This is a genomic window from Rhodococcus sp. AZ1, from assembly GCF_054979605.1.
This window is the reverse complement of record NZ_JBUEQF010000010.1, coordinates 32,212-49,952: the sequence shown is the minus strand read 5'-3', so window position 1 is coordinate 49,952 and position 17,741 is coordinate 32,212. Positions and strand designations below refer to the sequence as shown.

At 67.3% G+C, this 17,741-nt stretch carries 15 protein-coding genes; 8 read left to right on the top strand and 7 right to left on the bottom strand.

Going from position 1 to position 17,741, the window contains the following annotated elements; all coding sequences use genetic code 11:
• Nucleotides 1-20: 20 nt before the first annotated feature.
• Genes ACY48E_RS13345 through ACY48E_RS13320 form a run of 6 tightly spaced genes read right to left on the bottom strand, consistent with a single transcriptional unit; the run spans nt 21 to nt 7,424 of the window.
• On the bottom strand, nt 21-1,445 hold the full coding sequence (locus ACY48E_RS13345) for a wax ester/triacylglycerol synthase domain-containing protein (RefSeq protein ID WP_462872692.1): 1,425 nt from the start codon (nt 1,443-1,445) through the stop codon (nt 21-23).
• Nucleotides 1,442-2,857 carry an aspartate ammonia-lyase gene (locus tag ACY48E_RS13340; protein WP_462872691.1) on the bottom strand — a complete coding sequence of 472 codons (1,416 nt, stop codon included), beginning with the start codon at nt 2,855-2,857 and terminating at the stop codon, nt 1,442-1,444. Before ACY48E_RS13340 ends, ACY48E_RS13345 begins: the two co-directional genes overlap by 4 nt.
• Complete coding sequence (locus ACY48E_RS13335) at nt 2,854-3,918, bottom strand: tartrate dehydrogenase (RefSeq protein WP_462872690.1); 1,065 nt, start codon at nt 3,916-3,918, stop codon at nt 2,854-2,856. Before ACY48E_RS13335 ends, ACY48E_RS13340 begins: the two co-directional genes overlap by 4 nt.
• The gene (locus tag ACY48E_RS13330) at nt 3,915-5,435 is read right to left on the bottom strand and encodes an aldehyde dehydrogenase family protein (RefSeq protein WP_462872689.1); all 1,521 of its coding nucleotides are present in this window, start codon (nt 5,433-5,435) and stop codon (nt 3,915-3,917) included. The genes ACY48E_RS13335 and ACY48E_RS13330 overlap by 4 nt, the downstream gene beginning before the upstream one ends.
• Before the next feature lie 9 nt (nt 5,436-5,444).
• Nucleotides 5,445-6,722 carry an NAD(P)/FAD-dependent oxidoreductase gene (locus ACY48E_RS13325; RefSeq protein ID WP_462872688.1) on the bottom strand — a complete coding sequence of 426 codons (1,278 nt, stop codon included), beginning with the start codon at nt 6,720-6,722 and terminating at the stop codon, nt 5,445-5,447.
• Nucleotides 6,723-6,749: 27 nt separating this feature from the next.
• Nucleotides 6,750-7,424 (bottom strand): haloacid dehalogenase type II, encoded by a 675-nt coding sequence (locus tag ACY48E_RS13320; RefSeq protein WP_462872687.1) that lies wholly within the window; start codon nt 7,422-7,424, stop codon nt 6,750-6,752.
• Nucleotides 7,425-7,608: 184 nt separating this feature from the next.
• Here ACY48E_RS13320 and ACY48E_RS13315 point away from each other — a divergent pair, with 184 nt between their 5' ends.
• Genes ACY48E_RS13315 through ACY48E_RS13280 form a run of 8 tightly spaced genes read left to right on the top strand, consistent with a single transcriptional unit; the run spans nt 7,609 to nt 16,253 of the window.
• A complete protein-coding gene (locus tag ACY48E_RS13315; protein WP_462872686.1) occupies nt 7,609-8,559 on the top strand; it encodes an ABC transporter substrate-binding protein in 951 nt (316 codons plus the stop codon).
• A gap of 42 nt (nt 8,560-8,601) precedes the next feature.
• Complete coding sequence (locus tag ACY48E_RS13310) at nt 8,602-9,516, top strand: amino acid ABC transporter permease (protein ID WP_462872685.1); 915 nt, start codon at nt 8,602-8,604, stop codon at nt 9,514-9,516.
• Complete coding sequence (locus tag ACY48E_RS13305; RefSeq protein WP_462872684.1) at nt 9,513-10,280, top strand: amino acid ABC transporter ATP-binding protein; 768 nt, start codon at nt 9,513-9,515, stop codon at nt 10,278-10,280. Before ACY48E_RS13310 ends, ACY48E_RS13305 begins: the two co-directional genes overlap by 4 nt.
• Nucleotides 10,281-11,441, top strand: a complete 1,161-nt coding sequence (locus ACY48E_RS13300; RefSeq protein ID WP_462872683.1) for an FAD-dependent oxidoreductase — start codon at nt 10,281-10,283, stop codon at nt 11,439-11,441.
• A gap of 44 nt (nt 11,442-11,485) precedes the next feature.
• Complete coding sequence (locus ACY48E_RS13295) at nt 11,486-12,739, top strand: aspartate aminotransferase family protein (protein WP_462872682.1); 1,254 nt, start codon at nt 11,486-11,488, stop codon at nt 12,737-12,739.
• Between the two features lie 20 nt (nt 12,740-12,759).
• Complete coding sequence (locus ACY48E_RS13290; protein ID WP_462872764.1) at nt 12,760-14,310, top strand: NAD-dependent succinate-semialdehyde dehydrogenase; 1,551 nt, start codon at nt 12,760-12,762, stop codon at nt 14,308-14,310.
• Nucleotides 14,307-14,984, top strand: coding sequence for a GntR family transcriptional regulator (locus ACY48E_RS13285; protein ID WP_462872681.1), 678 nt, complete (start codon nt 14,307-14,309; stop codon nt 14,982-14,984). The genes ACY48E_RS13290 and ACY48E_RS13285 overlap by 4 nt, the downstream gene beginning before the upstream one ends.
• Before the next feature lie 54 nt (nt 14,985-15,038).
• Nucleotides 15,039-16,253, top strand: coding sequence for an alpha/beta hydrolase family protein (locus tag ACY48E_RS13280; protein ID WP_462872680.1), 1,215 nt, complete (start codon nt 15,039-15,041; stop codon nt 16,251-16,253).
• A 54-nt stretch (nt 16,254-16,307) separates the two neighbouring features.
• On the opposite strand, the gene ACY48E_RS13275 is transcribed toward ACY48E_RS13280, so the two are convergent.
• On the bottom strand, nt 16,308-17,660 hold the full coding sequence (locus ACY48E_RS13275) for an acetamidase/formamidase family protein (protein ID WP_462872679.1): 1,353 nt from the start codon (nt 17,658-17,660) through the stop codon (nt 16,308-16,310).
• Nucleotides 17,661-17,741 lie beyond the last annotated feature (81 nt).

Genomic DNA, 17,741 nt, shown 5'->3' with positions numbered 1-17,741 from the left:
ACGGGCGCAGGGTCGCCGGGTCAGCTCGAGCCGGACGGTGCCAGCTCCGCCAGATGCTGCGCGACGGAGTCGGTGATGCAGTCCGCGTACTGCGCGGTGTCCGGCACGACCGCAGAGTCGACCGTGATGCCGAAGGCCACCCGATCCCCGACCGTGTCGACGCTGTGCGCCAACGTGGTGGGCCGGGCGAGCACGATCAGCGCCGTCTCGACGTCGACACGCGCACCGCACACGGTGGCGATCGGCGTCCTGACGTTGGTGTTGGTGAGGACGAACGACGCAGCCACCGGGGTGTCGGGCTCCCCGTCGAGCGCCGCCCGGCGCGAGATCACACCCATCAATGCCATCAGCGGCGCCGGAATGTGCTGCATGAGTGCGGGTTCGGCCGTCACCGCGCCTTTCGCGGCAGTCGTCGAGTCTCGGATGGCGGACAGTTGCGATGCGAGGTCGGCCGCGTCGGTGTGCAGCGGCACCGGCACCGCGGCGAAGGAGTTGACGCTCTCACTGCCCGGCAGCGCGACCGGCATGAGGGCTGCCAGCGGCCCGCCCGGTGGTTCTGCGATCCGGTCCAGGTACAGCCGAACCGCCCGGCCCGCAACGGACAGGAACACGTCGTTGATGGTCGCGCCCGGGCACCCGCGCCGGATGGCAGTGATGTCCGCCAGGTCCACCACGCACAGCTCCGGTCGCCGCACACCGCGCAACCGACCGTTGAAGCGTGTGTGCGGCACGGGCGATCCGCCGGGCGGGTTCGCCGATGTGGCCGTCCGCCGCGCGAGGACCGTGGCGACGGACGACGTCGCCAGACGCGCGAGCGACGCTGCCAGACGCGCGAGCGCGAGCGGCGCGAAGACGCAGGCGCCGATCGCCAGGTCCCACCGCGAGGGGCCGTTCGACGAGAAACGACGCTGCGGCGGGAGAGGGACGGGGCCGTCGTGATCGGGAATCAGCCCGCGCAGCATGCCGATCCACCGCTGACCGGAGTACGCCGCGTGATGCCAGTGGTAGGCGAGCAGCGTGACCCGTCCGACCTGCCCGGGCACCGCCCCCACATTCGGGATGATGTGCGCACGCCACGTGCCCTCACGGGGGTCGAGATCGGACGCCGCGATGGCCGAGAGCACGTCCTGCGCGCCCGGCCACTCGATATCACCGTCGTGGGCGACGATGCGATCGGCGATCGAGAACGTCTCGTCGCGTTGCCAGTGCGGATAACCCAGGTTGCCGGGAACCGTCACCAGCGTCGAGACGATCATCTCGTCGTGTGCCGCGCATCGGGCGAAGCGTGCGGAGAGGTCGGCCACCGTGACAGTGGGCGCGAGATCACCCGTGCCCGCCAGAACCCAGTACGTCACCACGGTCGCGGAGTGTCGCCTGTCCTCCAGATACAGGTAGGCCGCGTCGCGCACCCGAAGTCGACTGTCGTCCCACCTGGCCTGGTTCACCGCTCCACCGTAGCGTCCGGCCGCAGGACCTCGTCGAGCTCGGCCCTGGACATCAGTCCCTTCTCGAGAACCAGGGATGCCACGCTGCGGCCGCTGGTCAGGCACTCGCGCGCAATGGCGGTGGCCGCGTCGTACCCGATGATGGGGTTGAGTACGGTGACCATCCCTATGCTCGAGTCGACCTGAGCACGCAGCACGTCGCGGTGCGCGACGATGCCGTCGATACATCTGTCCGCCAACGTGGTGCACGCTGCGGTGAGGGCGGTGAGGTTGGCGAACAGAGAGCGGGCGATGATCGGCTCGAAGGCGTTGAGCTGCAACTGACCTGCCTCGGCGGCGAGGGTGATCGTGAGGTCGTTCCCGATGACGGAGAAGGCGACCTGGTTCACCACTTCGGGGATCACGGGGTTGACCTTCCCCGGCATGATCGACGACCCCGCCTGCAGCGCCGGAAGACCGATCTCACCGAAACCCGCCCGCGGTCCCGACGACAGCAGCCGTAGGTCGTTGCAGATCTTCGACAGCTTCACCGCAACCCGCTTGAGCATCCCCGAGAACAGGACGAAGACACCGCAGTCCTGGGTCGCCTCCACCAGGTTGCCCGCCGTCACCAGATCGAGCCCCGTGATCGCCCGCAGGTGCGCGCAGACCCGCGCCGCATACTCGGGGTGGGTGTTGATCCCGGTGCCGATCGCCGTGGCGCCGAGGTTGATCTCGTGCAGGTGTACCAGTGACTCGCGCACCCGGTCCTCGTCCTCGGCGATCATGACGGCGTAGGTGCGGAACTCCTGACCGAGCGTCATCGGCACCGCGTCCTGGAGCTGGGTCCGGCCCACCTTGATCACATCGTCGAACTCGATTGCCTTGCGTTCGAACGCCGCGCGCAGATGGGCCATGGCGGACAACAACTCTCGGCCCCCCTGCACTGTCGCGATGCGAACGGCCGTCGGGTAGACGTCGTTGGTCGACTGGCCCATGTTGACGTGACCGTTGGGATGAATCACCCCGTACGATCCGCGCGCGATCCCGAGGACCTCGAGCGCACGATTGGCGATCACCTCGTTGGCGTTCATGTTGGTCGAGGTTCCTGCACCGCCCTGCACGACGTCGACCACGAACTCCTCGTCCAGCGCACCCTGCTCGACGTCCGTGCACGCGCGGACGATCGCGTCGCGAGTGCCCGTCTCGATCAGCCCGAGATCGTGATTGGCCTCCACCGCAGCGTGTTTGACGCCGGCGAGCGCACGGATCAGCGCCGGGTACGCCGCGAGGGTGATCCCGGTGATCGGGAAGTTCTCCACCGCCCGCAACGTGTGGATGCCCCAGTACGCGCTCGCGGGTATCTCGCGGGAGCCGAGGAAGTCCGACTCGATGCGGTACTCGGTTGCAGGTGCGGGTTTCGCGGCCGTCACGGTGCGGTGTGCGTGTCGATCGCGTCGAGCACGGCGGCGGTGAACTGCGCCGTGCTCGACGTACCACCGACGTCGCGTGTGCCGTGCCCGTCGCGTAGAGCACTCTCGAAGGCACCGCGCAGGTGGGCGGCGGCCTCGGGGTACCCGAGGTGGTCGAGCATCATCGCCCCCGACCAGATCTGGCCGACCGGGTTGGCAATTCCCAGGCCCGCGATGTCGGGGGCCGAACCGTGTACCGGCTCGAACAGGGACGGGAACTCGCGCTCGGGGTTGAGGTTGGCGCTCGGCGCGATCCCGATGGATCCGGTGACGGCGCTGCCGAGGTCGGAGAGTATGTCCCCCAGGAGATTCGACGCCACGATCACGTCGTAGTCCCACGGCCGCAACACCAGGTGCGCGGCGAGGGCGTCGACCAGTTCACTGCTCAGCGTCACCCTCTCGAACCCGGCGGCCGTCTCCGCCACCACCTCGTCCCAGAAAGGCATCGTGTGGATGATCCCGTTGCTCTTGGTGGCCGAGGTGAGCAGACCTCCTCGCGCCGCGGCCTTCTCGGCGGCGAACCGGGCAGCGCGGGTGACACCGAGGCGAGTGAAGATGGTCTCCTGGACGGCGGTCTCGTGCGGCTGCCCGCGGAACGCGCGTCCGCCGACCTCCGAGTACTCCCCCTCGTTGTTCTCCCGGACGATCAGGATGTCGACCGGCCGGGTGTCGGCGAGCGGGCTGCGAACACCGTCGAGCGTGCGCACCGGACGCAGGTTGATGTACTGGCGGAACTCACGGCGGATGGGAATCAGCAGACCCCACAACGTCTCAGCGTCCGGGATGTCGGGCGCTCCCACCGCGCCGAGGAAGATCGCCTCGTGCCGGGCGAGTTGCTCGATACCGTCGGCGGGCATCATCGAACCGTGCTCGCGACAGTACTGCGAGCCCCAGTCGTAGTCGGTGAACCGAAGAGCGATCCCATGGGCGTGCGTGACCCGCTCCAGGCACGCGAGCGCAGCGGGAACCACCTCCTGTCCGATGCCGTCGCCGGCGATCACGGCGATCGAGTGCGTGCTCACGACGCAGCTCGGGTGGACAGCTCTCGAGGTTCGACGAGGTTGACGATCGTATTCTTCGGCTCGGTCATCTCAAGCACCGCATAGCGCACACCCTCGCGGCCCACACCGGACTTCTTGAACCCGCCGAACGGCATGGAATCGATTCGTACGTCGGAGGTCTCGTTGATCACCACCGCACCCACCTCGAGGGAGTCGGCGATCGCCAGGGCGAGGTCCATCGACCGGGTGAACACCCCCGCCTGTAGTCCGTAGTCGGAGTCGTTGGCGCGCGCCACCGCCTCGGCGATCTCCCGGAACGGCGACAACACCACCACAGGTCCGAACACCTCCTCGCGAACCACACGGCACCCCACCGGCACGTCGGTGAGCACGGTCGGAAGGTAGAAGGGGCCTCGGCGGGTACCGCCGGCATGCAACGTCGCGCCCGCGGCAACGGCCTCGTCCACCCAACCCTGCACTCGCGTGGCCTCCTGCTCACTGATCAGCGGCCCGACATCGGTGGTGCGGTCCGCCTTCGGTCCGCATCGCAAGGCGCGCGTGCCCTCGGACACCTTCGCGAGCACGTCGTCGAACACCGACTCGTGCACGTACACCCGTTGCACGGACAGGCAGTTCTGCCCGGCGACGCCGAACGCCCCGGCGACGATCGCCCGCGCCGCGTGTTCGCGATCGGCGTCGGCGCACACGATGGTGGCGTTGTTCCCGCCGAGTTCGGAGATGAACTTCTTGGCCCCGGCGCTCGCGGCGATCACCTCGGCGGTGCGCGGCCCACCGGTGAAGGAAATCAGGTCCACGCGCGGGTCGGCCACCAGAGCGCGCCCGACGTCCTCGCCGCCGACCACCGCAGCCAGGCGCCCGGCGGGAACCCCGGCCTCGAGCAGGAGTTCCACCAGGGCCAAGGCGCTGAGCGGAGTGCGCTCGGACGGCTTGAGCACCACTGCGTTCCCGCCGATCAGCGCGGGGCCCAGCTTGTGTGCCACCAGGTTGAGCGGATCGTTGAACGGTGTGATCGCGGCAACCACCCCGACGGGCTTGCGTGTGTACCAGCCGATCTTGTGGCCGGCGGCCGTGCTGTCCTCGAAGTCGAGCGGTGACCCCGTGAGCTCGGCCGACGCCGCGGCAGAGAGACGGAGAGTCTCGGCACATCGACGTACCTCACCCTCGGCCTCGGTGATGGTCTTGCTGCCCTCGGCGCTGATGATCGCGGCCAGGTGCCCAGCACGGTCGGCCACCATCCGGGCGCTGGTCTCGAGCACCTCACGCCGCTCGCGTAGTGGCCACGGCGAGGCCAGCATCGCCCTGTGCACGTGCCGCACCGCCGCGCCGACGTCGGCGGCGGTGGCGCGGCACACGCGGCCAACCACCGCACCGTTCTCGGGATCACCCACCGCGAGCACCTCGCACCCGGAATCGAGCGCGCGCCAGCGTCCCTCGACGAATCCGCCACCCGGCAGTGCGGCCACGTCCCGCTCGATCGGGCCCTTCCCGGACAGGGTCACATCCAGCACCTCGGTCATGATCGGCTCCTAGCTCACGCGGTCGATGATCTTGGCGGCCCCACCGATGATCGGCAGGAACCACGGCGGTCCGAAGTGCCCCGGAACAGGGGGATTCCACAGATCGCCCCACACGTTGGCGGAGCGGTCACCGCCCATGTAGTGCGCCATGCGCTTACCCATGTGGGCAGCCATCTGCACGCCGTGGCCGCTGTAGCACAGCGAGTAGAACAGGCCCTTGTGCTCGCCGGCATGCACCATCTGGTCCATCGACAGGTCCACCAGCCCACCCCAGGTGTAGTCGATACGCACGTTCTCGAGGTAGGGGAACAGCTCGAGCATGGCCTTGCGCAGAATGCGACCGCTCTTGACGTCGGAGTCCGGGCTCGACAGTGCGAACCGAGCGCGTCCCCCGAAGAGCAGGCGGTTGTCCGGTGTCATGCGGAAGTAGTAGGTCAGCATCTTGCTGTCCGACGCCTGACGGCGGTTGGGCAGAATGCGATCGGCCAACTCGTCCGAGAGCGGCTCGGTGGCGATGATGAAGCTGCCCACCGGAATGACCCGCCGCTGCAACCACGGGGTGACGGCGCCGGTGTACCCACTGGTGGCGACCAGGACCTGTGCGGCCCGGACGATTCCGCGGGTGGTGTGGACGTCGTGGACGGTGCCGGAGACGCGGTGCAGTTCGGTCACCCCGGCGTTCTCGCACACCGTGGCGCCGGCGTCGACGGCGACCTGCGCGAGGCCGTGCACGAACTTGCCCACATGCAGACCCGCGCCACGCGGGTCGAGCATGGCGCCATGGTAGAAGTCCGAGCCGAGTTCGGAATGAATCTCGGACTTGGGAATCACGGTCACGTCGTAGTCGGCGTACTGCTTCAGCTGTGCCTGTGACTTCAGGAACCCGTCGTAGTGCGACTGGTGGAAGGCCAGCGACAGTTTGCCGAATCGCTGGAAGTCGCAGTCGATCCCGTTGTCTGCCACCAGCTTCTCGATGGTGTCGATGGCGTCGCCGTACTCACGGAACATCTCGACGGCGCGGTCGCCGCCGTAGCGCTTGACGGCCTGGGCGAAACTGATGGCCAGGCCGGTGGTGGCCATACCGCCGTTACGGCCGGACGCGCCCCAGCCCACGGTGTGCCGCTCGAGCACCGCCACGGTGGCACCCTGCTTCGACAGTTCCACGGCGGCCGACAGACCGGTGAAACCCGCTCCGATGATGGCCACGTCGACCTTCTGCGGAACCTCGGTGGTGCGGTAGTCGCCGGACGGTTCGGCGGTGTCGAGCCAGTACGGAACGAGCTTCACGTCAGATGTCCTCTCAGCGTTGGGATGTCAGATTCCGAGGAGCCCGTTGAGCTCGTCGAGAGAGTCGACGGTGGTGTAGTTGTAGGCCGGGCTGTGCGGGTCGTAGCCGCGGTCGAGCATCACCAGGTTCGGAAAGCCCAGATCGAATGCCGGCATGAGGTCGTAGCGAGTGTGCGAGGACACGTGCAGGAAGTCGGCCGGAGTGGCATCGAGCTGCTCGACCATGTACTCGAAGGCCCCGTAGCGAGGCTTGTAGAAGCCGGCCTGCTCGGCGGTGAACACCGCATGGAAGTCGGCCCCGAGCTTGGGCACGGAGATGTCGAGGAAGCTGGTGTCGGCGTTGGAGAGGATGACGAGCTTGAAGCGCTCGCCCATCGCCTTCAGCGGGGTGGGAACGTCGTCGTGGGGGCCCCAGCTGCGCACGGCGTCGCCGAACTTCCGGCCGGCGGTGTCGTCGAACTCGAGGTTCCAGGCCCGACACGTGCGCTCCCAGGCATCCTGCAGAACCTGCTCGTACGCGTAGTACTCGCCGCAGACCTGGTCGTAGCGGTAGTTCCGGAACGTGCGCATGAAGTCGTTCATCTTCGCCTCGGGTACGCGCCCGTTCAGGAGTTCACGAGTGGTGGGCTCGATCTGGTAGTTGATCAGCGTCCCGTAGCAGTCGAAGGAGATGTACGTGGGGCTGAAGGAGGTGTCGGCCATCGTCGTCCGTTCCGTTGATCGTCTGTGCTGCAAGCGACACTATTGGGACTGATTGTCGATTGTCAACAGTTGTCCGTGACGAGAAATTAACTGTGAACTGTCGACAATCTACGGACCTTGGTGGTTTGATCGAAACATCTCGCGGACGACATGTAATCCGCGCCACACTCGCGAAGGGACACCGATGACCACCACCCTCATCACCCGCTCGGCCCGCGCTCGCGCGGTCGCGCTGGGCGCCGCGCTGCTGATCGTCCTGACCGGGTGCACCAACGCCGACAGCGATGCGGGTGCGAGCGGAACCGGCAACCCCACCGGCGACACCTCGGACATCTCCGAGGGCGTCTCGGCGGACGCGAAAGCCGTCGCCCTGCTCCCCCAGTCGATCAAGGACAAGGGCAAGCTCACCGTGGCGATGGACCTGAACTACCCGCCCACCACCTTCCTGGCCGACGACAACAAGACGGCCATCGGCCTCAACCCCGACATCGCACGACTGATCGCCAAGAAGCTCGGTCTCGGTCTCGAGTTCGTCAACACCGGGTTCGACACGATCATCCCCGGTATCGACGGCGGACGGTACGACTTCACCGCCACCACCATGTCACCGACACCCGAGCGCCTGCAGGTACTGGACATGATCAACTACTTCGACGACGGGGTGTCGGTGGCGGTGGCGAACGGCAACCCGGAGAAGCTCACCAACGACACACTGTGCGGCAAGAACATTGCGGTGACCCAGGGTTCGACCGCGCAGCTGACGCACCTGCCCAACCTCTCCGAGCGCACGTGCACCTCACAGGGCAAGCCGGCGATCACCGGCGTCACCCTGCCCAACGTGCAGGACGCTCTGACCCAATTGGCCTCCAAGCGCGTCGACGGCGTCTTCTACGACACCCCCGCGCTGGCCTGGGCGGACAAGCAGCAACCCGGCACGTTCACAGTCCTGAGCCCGCAGGTGGACACTCAGAAGCCCTCCGTGGTCGCCATCGGTGTCAAGAAGGGTTCGCCGCTGACACCGGCCCTGCAGGCCGCCGTGCAGTCGGTGCTCGACAGCCCGGAGTACAAGACCTCCCTCGCCAAGTGGGGCCTGTCCGACGGCGCGGTCACCGAAGCAGCCCTCAACCAGGGCTGACGGGCAGGGACAACGGAGAGAGGGGCCACTATGGCCAACGTGATGACGACGACATCGACCGTCGGTGGCAGCGACCCGGCGCTCAAGCCGAGGCTGCGACGGCGCAGCATGGGTGAGTACGTGGCGTGGGTGATCTTCACGCTCGTCGCGGTGGGGGTGATCTATTCCGTCGCAACGAACGAGAACTTCAAGTGGGATGTCGTCGGCCGCTACATCACCAACGAGTCGATCATGCGGGGGCTGGGTCTGACGATCTATCTCACCGTGGTGAGCATGGTATTCGGCACTCTCATCGGGTTGATCCTGGCCGTCATGAGATCGTCCACCGTCGCGCCGGTGCGAGCCACCGCAACGGTGTACATCACCATTTTCCGTGGCACGCCGGTCCTGGTGCAGTTGATCTTCTGGTTCAACATCGCCGCGCTCTATCCCGATCTGTCCATCGGCATCCCGTTCACCGACATCAACCGGGCCATCGACACCAATGCGCTCATCACCCCGATCACCGCGGCGATCATCGGTCTGACGCTCAACCAGGCCGCCTACATGGCCGAGATCATTCGCGGCGGGTTCTCCTCGGTGGGTAAGGGGCAGATCGAGGCTGCGGACTCGCTGGGCATGTCGTCGATGACCAAGATGCGCAAGATCATCATCCCGCAGGCGATGCCCTCGATCATCCCGGCCACCGGCAACCAGGCGATCGGCATGCTCAAGGAGACCTCGCTTGTCAGTGTTCTCGGCGTCGCCGAACTGCTGCAGAGCGTGCAGTTGCTCTACGCCCGCAACTTCCAGACCATCCCGCTGCTCATCGTGGCCAGCCTGTGGTACCTGGCGATGACGCTGATCCTGTCCTACCCGCAGTCCAAACTCGAGCAGTACTACTCGCGCTCGAGCGCCAGGATTCCACGCAAGGTCAAGAACCTCGATCCCACCGTCCCTGCCGTGGAGGCGAAATGACCTGCGACGGAACAGTACTCGCACGCGGACTGAAGAAGAGCTTCGGCAGTCGCACCGTACTCGAGAACATCGATCTCGACATCGCCAGCGGTGAGATCTGCTGCATCATCGGCCCCAGCGGGTCGGGCAAGTCGACGCTGCTGCGTTGCATCAACGGCCTCGAGACGGTGGACCTCGGTGTACTCGAGGTCAACGGCGAACCGTTCGGTTACCACGAGACGCCCACCGCCTATCACCCGCTCAGTCGCAAGCACCTGGCAATGCAGCGAACCGAGATCGGCTTCGTCTTCCAGAACTTCAACCTGTTCCCGAACATGACCGCCAAGGAGAACGTGATGTCCGGGCCGGTGCTGGTGAAGAAGGTGGACAAGAAGACCGCCGGCGACCGGGCCGAAGCTCTGCTGGCCAGTGTCGGGCTGAAGGGTTTCGGCAGGCACTACCCCGCGCAGCTGTCGGGCGGTCAACAGCAACGGGTTGCGATCGCACGATCACTCGCCATGGATCCGCAGATCATGCTGTTCGACGAGCCCACCAGCGCGCTCGACCCGGAGAAGGTCGGTGAGGTACTCGCGGTGATGAAGGATCTGGCGAAGAAGGGCATGACCATGATCGTTGTGACCCACGAGATGGGTTTCGCCCGGGAGGTCGCGGATTCCCTGCTGTTCATGGACGACGGACGCATCGTCGAGCGGGGCGATGCGCGCGAGGTGCTCGCCAATCCGAAGGAATCACGTACGCAGGCGTTCTTGAAGCAGGTGCTCTAGATGGCGCGCGACGGACGTCTCGCCGTGATCGGACTCGGCAGCGTCGGGAGCATGGCGCTCTGGCGGGCGGCCCGGGTGTCCGAGCCCGGCGACATCGTGGGATTCGAGGCTCACACACCCGGCCATGGACGCAGTGCCGCCGGAGGGGACACACGGCTGTTCCGCATGCTCTACCGCGGATCACCGGAGCTCTACCCGACCCTGGTGAGATCGCGGCAGGTGTGGGACGAGCTCGAGCAGGAGTCCGGACGCTCGGTCCTGATCCGATCCGGTGGCCTCTCGATCGGATCCGCGGGCGGCCCCTACATCTCTGCGCTGCTGTCCACCACGGCCGCCACCGGCGCAGAACACGTTCTGCTCGACCACGCAGAGATGGCCGACCGATTTCCCCAGCACAACCTGCGCGCGAACGACGTCGCGGTGCTGGACCCGCGAGCGGGCGCGCTGCGCACCGATCTGGCAGTCACCGCCGCGGTGGAGGCGGCGCGCGCACGGGGAGCCGAGGTTCACACCGGGACGCCGATCGACTCGATCCGTGAGGACGCCGACGGGGTCACGCTGACCTCCGGCACGCGGTCCTGGACCTTCGACTCCGCGATCGTGGCATCGGGCAGCTGGTCGTCGAGTCTGCTGCCGAACACTGTTCGCGCACATACCCATCCGCGACGGATCTATCTGACGTGGTTCGTCGCCCGGGAGCCGGCCGAGTTCGCCCCCGACCGGTTCCCCGTCTTCATTCGCATCTCCGGCGAGCGATCGATGTACGGCGCACCGTCGGTGGACGGGGTCACGGTCAAAGCCACTCTCGACGGGCGATCGGCGCCCACCGACAACCCCGACACACTCGGGCGCGAGCTCACCGCAGCCGAGACATCCGAGACGCTCGACACCGTCACCGAGTTCTTCCCCGGCCTGATCCCGAGCATCGTGCGCTCGGACTGCTGGTCCGACCTCTACACCGACGACCAGGATCCACTCATCGGTCCGACGTCGCCCGGCAGCAGGATCCATTGCGCAACAGGTTGTTCGGGAGCCGGCTTCAAGATCGCGAGCGGACTCGGGGACCTGGCGGCGGCCGCGGCGCTCGGCACTGGTGCGGCACCGCAGCATCTGCGTCCCGATCGCTTCGTAGCCGGCGCCCTCTCAGCTCTCACCACGTAGCAATATTGTTGACAATCGACAATCACCTGGAAAGAATGTTCGCCATGGCAACACTGAGTCCCGTTCTCAAGCAGGCCACTCCCGTCGTCGTCGATCACGCCGTCGGCAGCTGGATCCACGGCACCGACGGGAAGAAGTACCTCGACTTCACCACCGGAATCGGCGTCACCAGTACCGGTCACTGCCACCCCCACGTGGTCGCAGCGGCCCGTGAGCAGGTCGGCAAGGTCATCCACGCGCAGTACACGACCGTGATGCACACCCCGCTTCTCGAACTCACCGACAAGCTCGGGCCGCACCTGCCCGACGGCATCGACAGCGTCTTCTATGCCACCACCGGCGCCGAGGCCGTCGAAGCCTCGATTCGCCTGGCGCGCATGGCAACCGGGCGCCCCAACATCATTGCGTTCAACGGCGGCTTCCACGGCCGAACAGTCGGAGCCGCGTCGGTGACGACCGCGGGTACACGCTTCCGATCGGGCTTCGCCCCTCTCATGGGCGGGGTCCACATCGCCGCGTTCCCGTGGGCGTACCGCTACGGCTGGGACGAGGACACGGCCGTCGCCTTCGCCCTCGGCGAGCTCGACGCTCTCCTGCAGGGCACCAGCGCACCCGCGGACACGGCCGGATTCATCATCGAACCCGTCCTCGGCGACGGCGGCTACCTACCCGCCCCGGCGGCGTTCCTGCGCGGCCTGCGTGAGCGCGCCGACCGCCACGGCATCGTGCTCATCATCGACGAGGTTCAATCCGGCGTCGGACGTACCGGCAAGTTCTGGGGCGCAGATCATTCCGATGTACGGCCCGACATCCTCATCACCGCCAAGGGAATCGCCAGCGGGTTCCCGATCTCGGCGATCGCCGCCTCCACCGACCTGATGAGCAAGGCCTGGCCCGGATCGCAGGGCGGAACCTACGGCGGCAACGCCGTCGCAGCTGCCGCCGGTGTGGCCACCCTCGAGGTGATCGAGCGAGAAGGCCTGGTGGCCAACGCCGCGGCGCGGGGCGACGAACTGCGCGCCGGACTCGAGCACCTGCAGCGCGAGTACCCGGTGATCGGCGACGTTCGCGGTTACGGCCTCATGCAGGGCGTCGAATTCAGCGGTGACGGTCGAACCCCGGACGCCGCAACGGCTCTCGCCGTGCAGCAGGCCGCAGTGCAGGCCGAGCTCCTGGTGCTCACCTGCGGACCGTTCGGCAACGTCATTCGCATCATCCCGCCCCTGACGGTCAGCGCTACGGAGATCGCCGACGGCCTCTCCCGGTTCGGCCAGGCTCTGAAGGTGGCAACGTCGTGACCACCGCACCGCACGCGCCGGTGGCGACGGAAGCGCCGGCGGAGACCTCGCCACTCCGCAGAATTCGCACTGACCTGTTCATCGACGGCGTGTGGCGACCTGCAGTCGACGCCGGGACCTTCGCGGTGGACAACCCCGCCACCGCCGTAACTCTCGCCCGGGTGGCGGACGGGAGGGTGGCCGACGCCGAACTGGCGATCGCCGCCGCCCATCGCGCCCAGCCGTCGTGGGCGCACTCCACGCCCCGACGTCGGGCCGACATCCTGCGGCGGGCGTTCGAGATCGTCACCGACCGCGCTGACGACCTCGCCGCACTGATGACCGCCGAGATGGGCAAGCCGCTCGCCGAGGCCCGCGGCGAGGTGGCGTACGGCGCCGAGTTCCTGCGCTGGTTCGCCGAGGAAGCCGTCCGCATCGGCGGCGACAGCACCGTCTCCACCGACGGTGCCACCACGATCCTGGTCACCAAGGAGCCGGTCGGGCCGTGTGTTCTGGTCACGCCGTGGAACTTCCCCCTCGCGATGGGCGCCCGAAAGATCGCGCCCGCCGTCGCCGCCGGATGCACGATGGTGTTCAAGCCCGCCGAGCTGACCCCACTCACCTCGCTCGCCCTCGCAGACATCTTCCGCGAGGCCGGGCTGCCCGACGGCGTTCTCAACGTCGTCACCACCAGTGACCCCGCACCGGTGGTCGAACAGTGGATGAGCAGCGGCATCGCCCGCAAGATCAGCTTCACCGGCTCGACGGAGGTGGGGAAGCTGCTGCTGCGCCAGGCGTCCGAGAACGTGATGCGCTCGTCGATGGAACTGGGCGGGAACGCACCGTTCATCGTGCTCGACGACGCCGATCTGGACACCGCCGTCGACGCCGCCCTGAAGGCGAAGATGCGCAACATGGGCGAGGCGTGCACGGCCGCCAACCGCTTCTTCGTGCACCGCTCACTCGTCGACTCGTTCACCGCGGCCTTCACCGCCCGAATGGCGGCCCTGCGGGTCGGGGACGGTGCCACCCCGGGTGTGGAGGTCGGTCCCCTGATCGAGCAGTCGGCCCTGGACAAGGTCGCGCACCTGGTCGACGACGCCGTCGCCCGCGGTGCCACCGTCGTCACCGGCGGATACGCACCCGAAGCAGCCGGCTACTTCTACGCGCCGACCGTGTTGACGAACGTGTCCGCCGACGCCGAGTTGATGAGCACCGAAATCTTCGGTCCTGTTGCCGCAATCACGGCCTTCGACACCGAGGACGAGGTGATCGCTCTGGCCAACGACACCTGCTGGGGACTGGTGGGCTACGTCATCACCGAGAGCATCGACAGGGCCATGCGTTTCTCCGCGGCACTGGAAGTGGGAATGGTCGGAGTGAACACCGGAATCGTCTCCAATCCCGCGGCACCGTTCGGCGGCGTCAAGCATTCGGGCCTCGGTCGCGAGGGCGGTAAGGTCGGGATCGACGAATTCCTGGAAATCAAGTACACCGCCGTGGCCCGGTCTCGATCCCTGAACTCACCGCGTTCGATCCGCAATTCAGAGTCTTCAACCCGACATTCACAACGAGGGGACGGCGTGTCATGACCGAAACCGATGTGGCGCTCGTCCTCGAAGGCAGACCCACTGCGCAATTGATCGCCGATCACCTGCGTGAGCAGATCGTGCTGGGTGTCTACCGGCCAGGGCAGCAGATCAACGAGTCGGCGCTCGCGAGCCAACTGCGCACATCCCGCGGACCCATTCGCGAAGCGCTGCAACGGCTGTCCCAGGAGGGCATTCTGGTCAGTCATCGCAATCGCGGTGTCTTCGTGCCGGATCTGTCGGACCACGACATCCGCGAGATCTACTCGGTGCGTGAAGCCGTCGAGCTCGCGTCGGCGCGCATTCTTCTCGCGGCCGGCCCCGAGGCGATCGCGGCAACCGCCGATGCGTTGCGCAGCACCCTCGCGGAGATGGCGGCGCCGGTCGAGGCGTCGGACTGGCGGGCGCTCACCAGATTGGACATGCAGTTCCACACAGCGTTCGTGGAGGGCACGGGGAACTCGCGGCTCCTGCGGATCTACGACACCCTCGCAGCCGAGTCGAGCATGTGCATCCTCAACCTCGAAGTGTCGTATCCCCGCGTGGGTGTGCTGGTGCAGGAGCATCAGAAGCTGCTCGACCTGCTGCTCGCGGGCGATCTCGCCGATCTCGAATCCGCGATCAGGTTCCACATGCGCGGTGCGATCGAGGACCTGACTGGTCAGAAACAAGCCTGAGGTAGCTCCCGCGAACTCGGTGGCGGCGGTTCGGCGAGGATCTAGGCTGCGACGATGACAGATCTCTCGGCTCGCCTGCGGTCCACTGTCGGTGTCTCGGCCGTCGCCATGGTTGCCGCGGTCTCGGTCGCGCTCGCGCCGACCGCACACGCGTCGTCGATTCCCGATCCGATCCTCTCCGGCCTGGAGGCCGCGACCTATTCGGGGTCGATTCCCGCGAGCACCGGCGAGTTGATGCAGTTCCGTCCCCTCGACACGCGCGTGTCGCTCGCCGGCGCGGCGTCGAGTTTTCGCATCCTCTACTCCACGACGAACGCCCGCGGGGAGAAGGCGACCAGCACGGGCGCGGTGTTCCTGCCACCAGGCACCGCCCCGGCCGGTGGCTGGCCGGTGATGGCATGGGCGCACGGAACCGTGGGCACCGGGGACGACTGTGCACCCTCCGTTCAACCGCGCGATCCCGGTGAGGCCGCGTACCTCGATCACTGGCTCGGACGCGGCTACGCGATCGTGGCCACCGACTACGTGGGCATGGGCACGCCGGGCCTGCTGAACTACCTCGACGGGGTCAGCGCCGCGCACTCGGTGGTGGATTCGGTGATCGCCGCACGGCAACTGCCCGTCGCACTCTCGCCGACGTGGCTGGCCATCGGCCACTCGGAAGGGGGCGGGGCCGCACTGAACGCCGCCCGCTACGCCGACGAGTTCTCCCGCGGTTCCGGGCTGGATTTTCGGGGCGTGGTCGCCACGGGCGCCCCGGCCAACCTCGAGACGATCATCCAGTACGGCGGCCCCACGTTCCCCCCGGTGACGCTCCCCCGCTCGCTCAACGGCTACACGCTCTACATTCTGGCGGGTCTGCGCGATGCCCGACCGGACCTGAACATCGACGCTCTCCTCACCGACCGGGGGCGCCAACTCGCCGACATCGCGGAATCGGCGTGCGGCACCGACATTCGCCCGTACGCCCAGGATCTCGATCTGCGCACCCTGTTCCGTGCACCGCTGTCGACCATCCCCGGCATCTACGACATCGTTCGCGCGTACCTCGGCACTCCGGACTCTGGCTACGCCGAGCCGGTGTTCCTCGGCCAGGGCCTGGTGGACGTCACGGTGCCCGCGCCCGCCACCCTGTCGTTGGCAGCGCAGATGACGGCCAACCGACAGCCCTTCGAATTGCACGTCTACCCGTCGGCCGACCATTCCGGGGTGCTCGTGCAGTCTCTGCCCGACTCGGACGCATTCGTTGCACGGGTGATGCGGCGCTGAGGGGTGCTGTGGCGATGAGAAGTGACGCGTTGCGGACGGGGTGGCGATCGCCTGTCAGGCGAAGTGGTCCTTGTAGATCATTCCGTGCACACCCACGGTGCGGTCGACCACCTGGGACACCGTGAAGTCCGACGCTGCGGAAAGGTAGGCGTACGCCGTCGCCCGGTCCATGCCGCGGTCGTTCTCGAGGTAGTCGAGGGCGTTGACCACGGCTCGGCGCAGTGCGACACCGAGGTCGGTTCCCTGACCGCCGACCGAACCGTCGGGATCGGAGAGGCCGATCGGGATCCACGCGTCCGCGGTCTCGGCGAAGGGGTACCGGTAGGCCACGCTCGGCGCATCCCCGGAACCCTTCTTGCACACGGTCAGTCGGAACGTCGCGCGCAGTGACCCTTCCATGGCGGTGAGGGCCACCTCGCCGTCGCCCATCCCCATGTGCGGATCACCCACGTAGAACAGCGCTCCCGGCGCGACGACGGGCAGGTAGAACGACGAGCCCGGACCGAGTTGGCGGATATCTATGTTGCCGCCCCCGAGCGTCGGGGGAATCGAGTTGGCCGAGTCGGCCGTCGGATCGGTGTCCTGCGAGAAGGCAACGCCCATCATCCCCATGAACGGACGCAGTGGGAACCGGACCTTGCCCGACGAGCCGACGGGCAGAACACCTTTGCCGTCCTCGATCGGAGTGAAGACCGAGACGTTGCCGCGACCCGTCGGATCCGGATCGGCACGGTTGTCGGTGCCGATGGGCGGCATCACCTCCGACAGCTCGATCCCGGCGGGCGGGCCACCACTCGCCGCTCGCGCGAGCGCACCCTTGCCGTGCCGGCTCGACACCACCCCGTACGGCACCCGCGGGATGGCCTCGAGTGTGTCGATGCGCAGGACGTCGCCGGGCTCGGCGCCCTCTACGAAGACCGGACCCGTGACCACGTGCGGGCCGTCGACGACGAAGTCTCGTGGTGTGCGTCGGTACTGCGCAGCAATCGCTTTCGCGTCCTCGAGGACTGCGTCCGCGGACACCCCGTGACTGCCGAAGTAGGCCACGGGATCGCGGCCCTGGTCCTCGAGGATGCCCTCGTGCGAGACGGCATCGATGGTGATGGTCTGACCGGACCGCATGCGGATCACCGGGGAGGCGTGCACGGTGGGGACGTACCCCCACAGCACCTGGTCCGGTTCCGATGAAAGGTAGAGATCCCCACCGCGTGTTCCCTGCCCCGGCTGGAGAACTGCGCTCTCACCCCGGCCCGCGGCGGGGGCGGACGGGGAGCCGTGGCCACATCCGGCGGCAACACCGGCCACCCCTGCGCCGGCCCCCATAGCCGCCACGGCCTTGAAGAACGTTCGCCGACCGACGGCGGCAATGGCGTCCTCGGTGAGGTGTCGCAGGATCGGATCGGACACGTGGTACCTCCGGAAATCGGTGAAACGAGGCCCGGCTCTCAGGCTCGTCTCACCAGCCAATCCATGTCACATGACGCGTGA

What these genes read in the sequence shown, in the direction of transcription:
- ACY48E_RS13295 (WP_462872682.1), top strand. Translation starts at nt 11,486, where the DNA reads ATGGCAACACTGAGTCCCGTTCTCAAGCAGGCCACTCCCGTCGTCGTC.
- ACY48E_RS13280 (WP_462872680.1), top strand. Translation starts at nt 15,039, where the DNA reads ATGACAGATCTCTCGGCTCGCCTGCGGTCCACTGTCGGTGTCTCGGCC.
- ACY48E_RS13300 (WP_462872683.1), top strand. Translation starts at nt 10,281, where the DNA reads ATGGCGCGCGACGGACGTCTCGCCGTGATCGGACTCGGCAGCGTCGGG.
- ACY48E_RS13310 (WP_462872685.1), top strand. Translation starts at nt 8,602, where the DNA reads ATGACGACGACATCGACCGTCGGTGGCAGCGACCCGGCGCTCAAGCCG.
- ACY48E_RS13285 (WP_462872681.1), top strand. Translation starts at nt 14,307, where the DNA reads ATGACCGAAACCGATGTGGCGCTCGTCCTCGAAGGCAGACCCACTGCG.
- ACY48E_RS13315 (WP_462872686.1), top strand. Translation starts at nt 7,609, where the DNA reads ATGACCACCACCCTCATCACCCGCTCGGCCCGCGCTCGCGCGGTCGCG.
- ACY48E_RS13305 (WP_462872684.1), top strand. Translation starts at nt 9,513, where the DNA reads ATGACCTGCGACGGAACAGTACTCGCACGCGGACTGAAGAAGAGCTTC.
- ACY48E_RS13320 (WP_462872687.1), bottom strand. Translation starts at nt 7,424, where the DNA reads ATGGCCGACACCTCCTTCAGCCCCACGTACATCTCCTTCGACTGCTAC.
- ACY48E_RS13330 (WP_462872689.1), bottom strand. Translation starts at nt 5,435, where the DNA reads ATGACCGAGGTGCTGGATGTGACCCTGTCCGGGAAGGGCCCGATCGAG.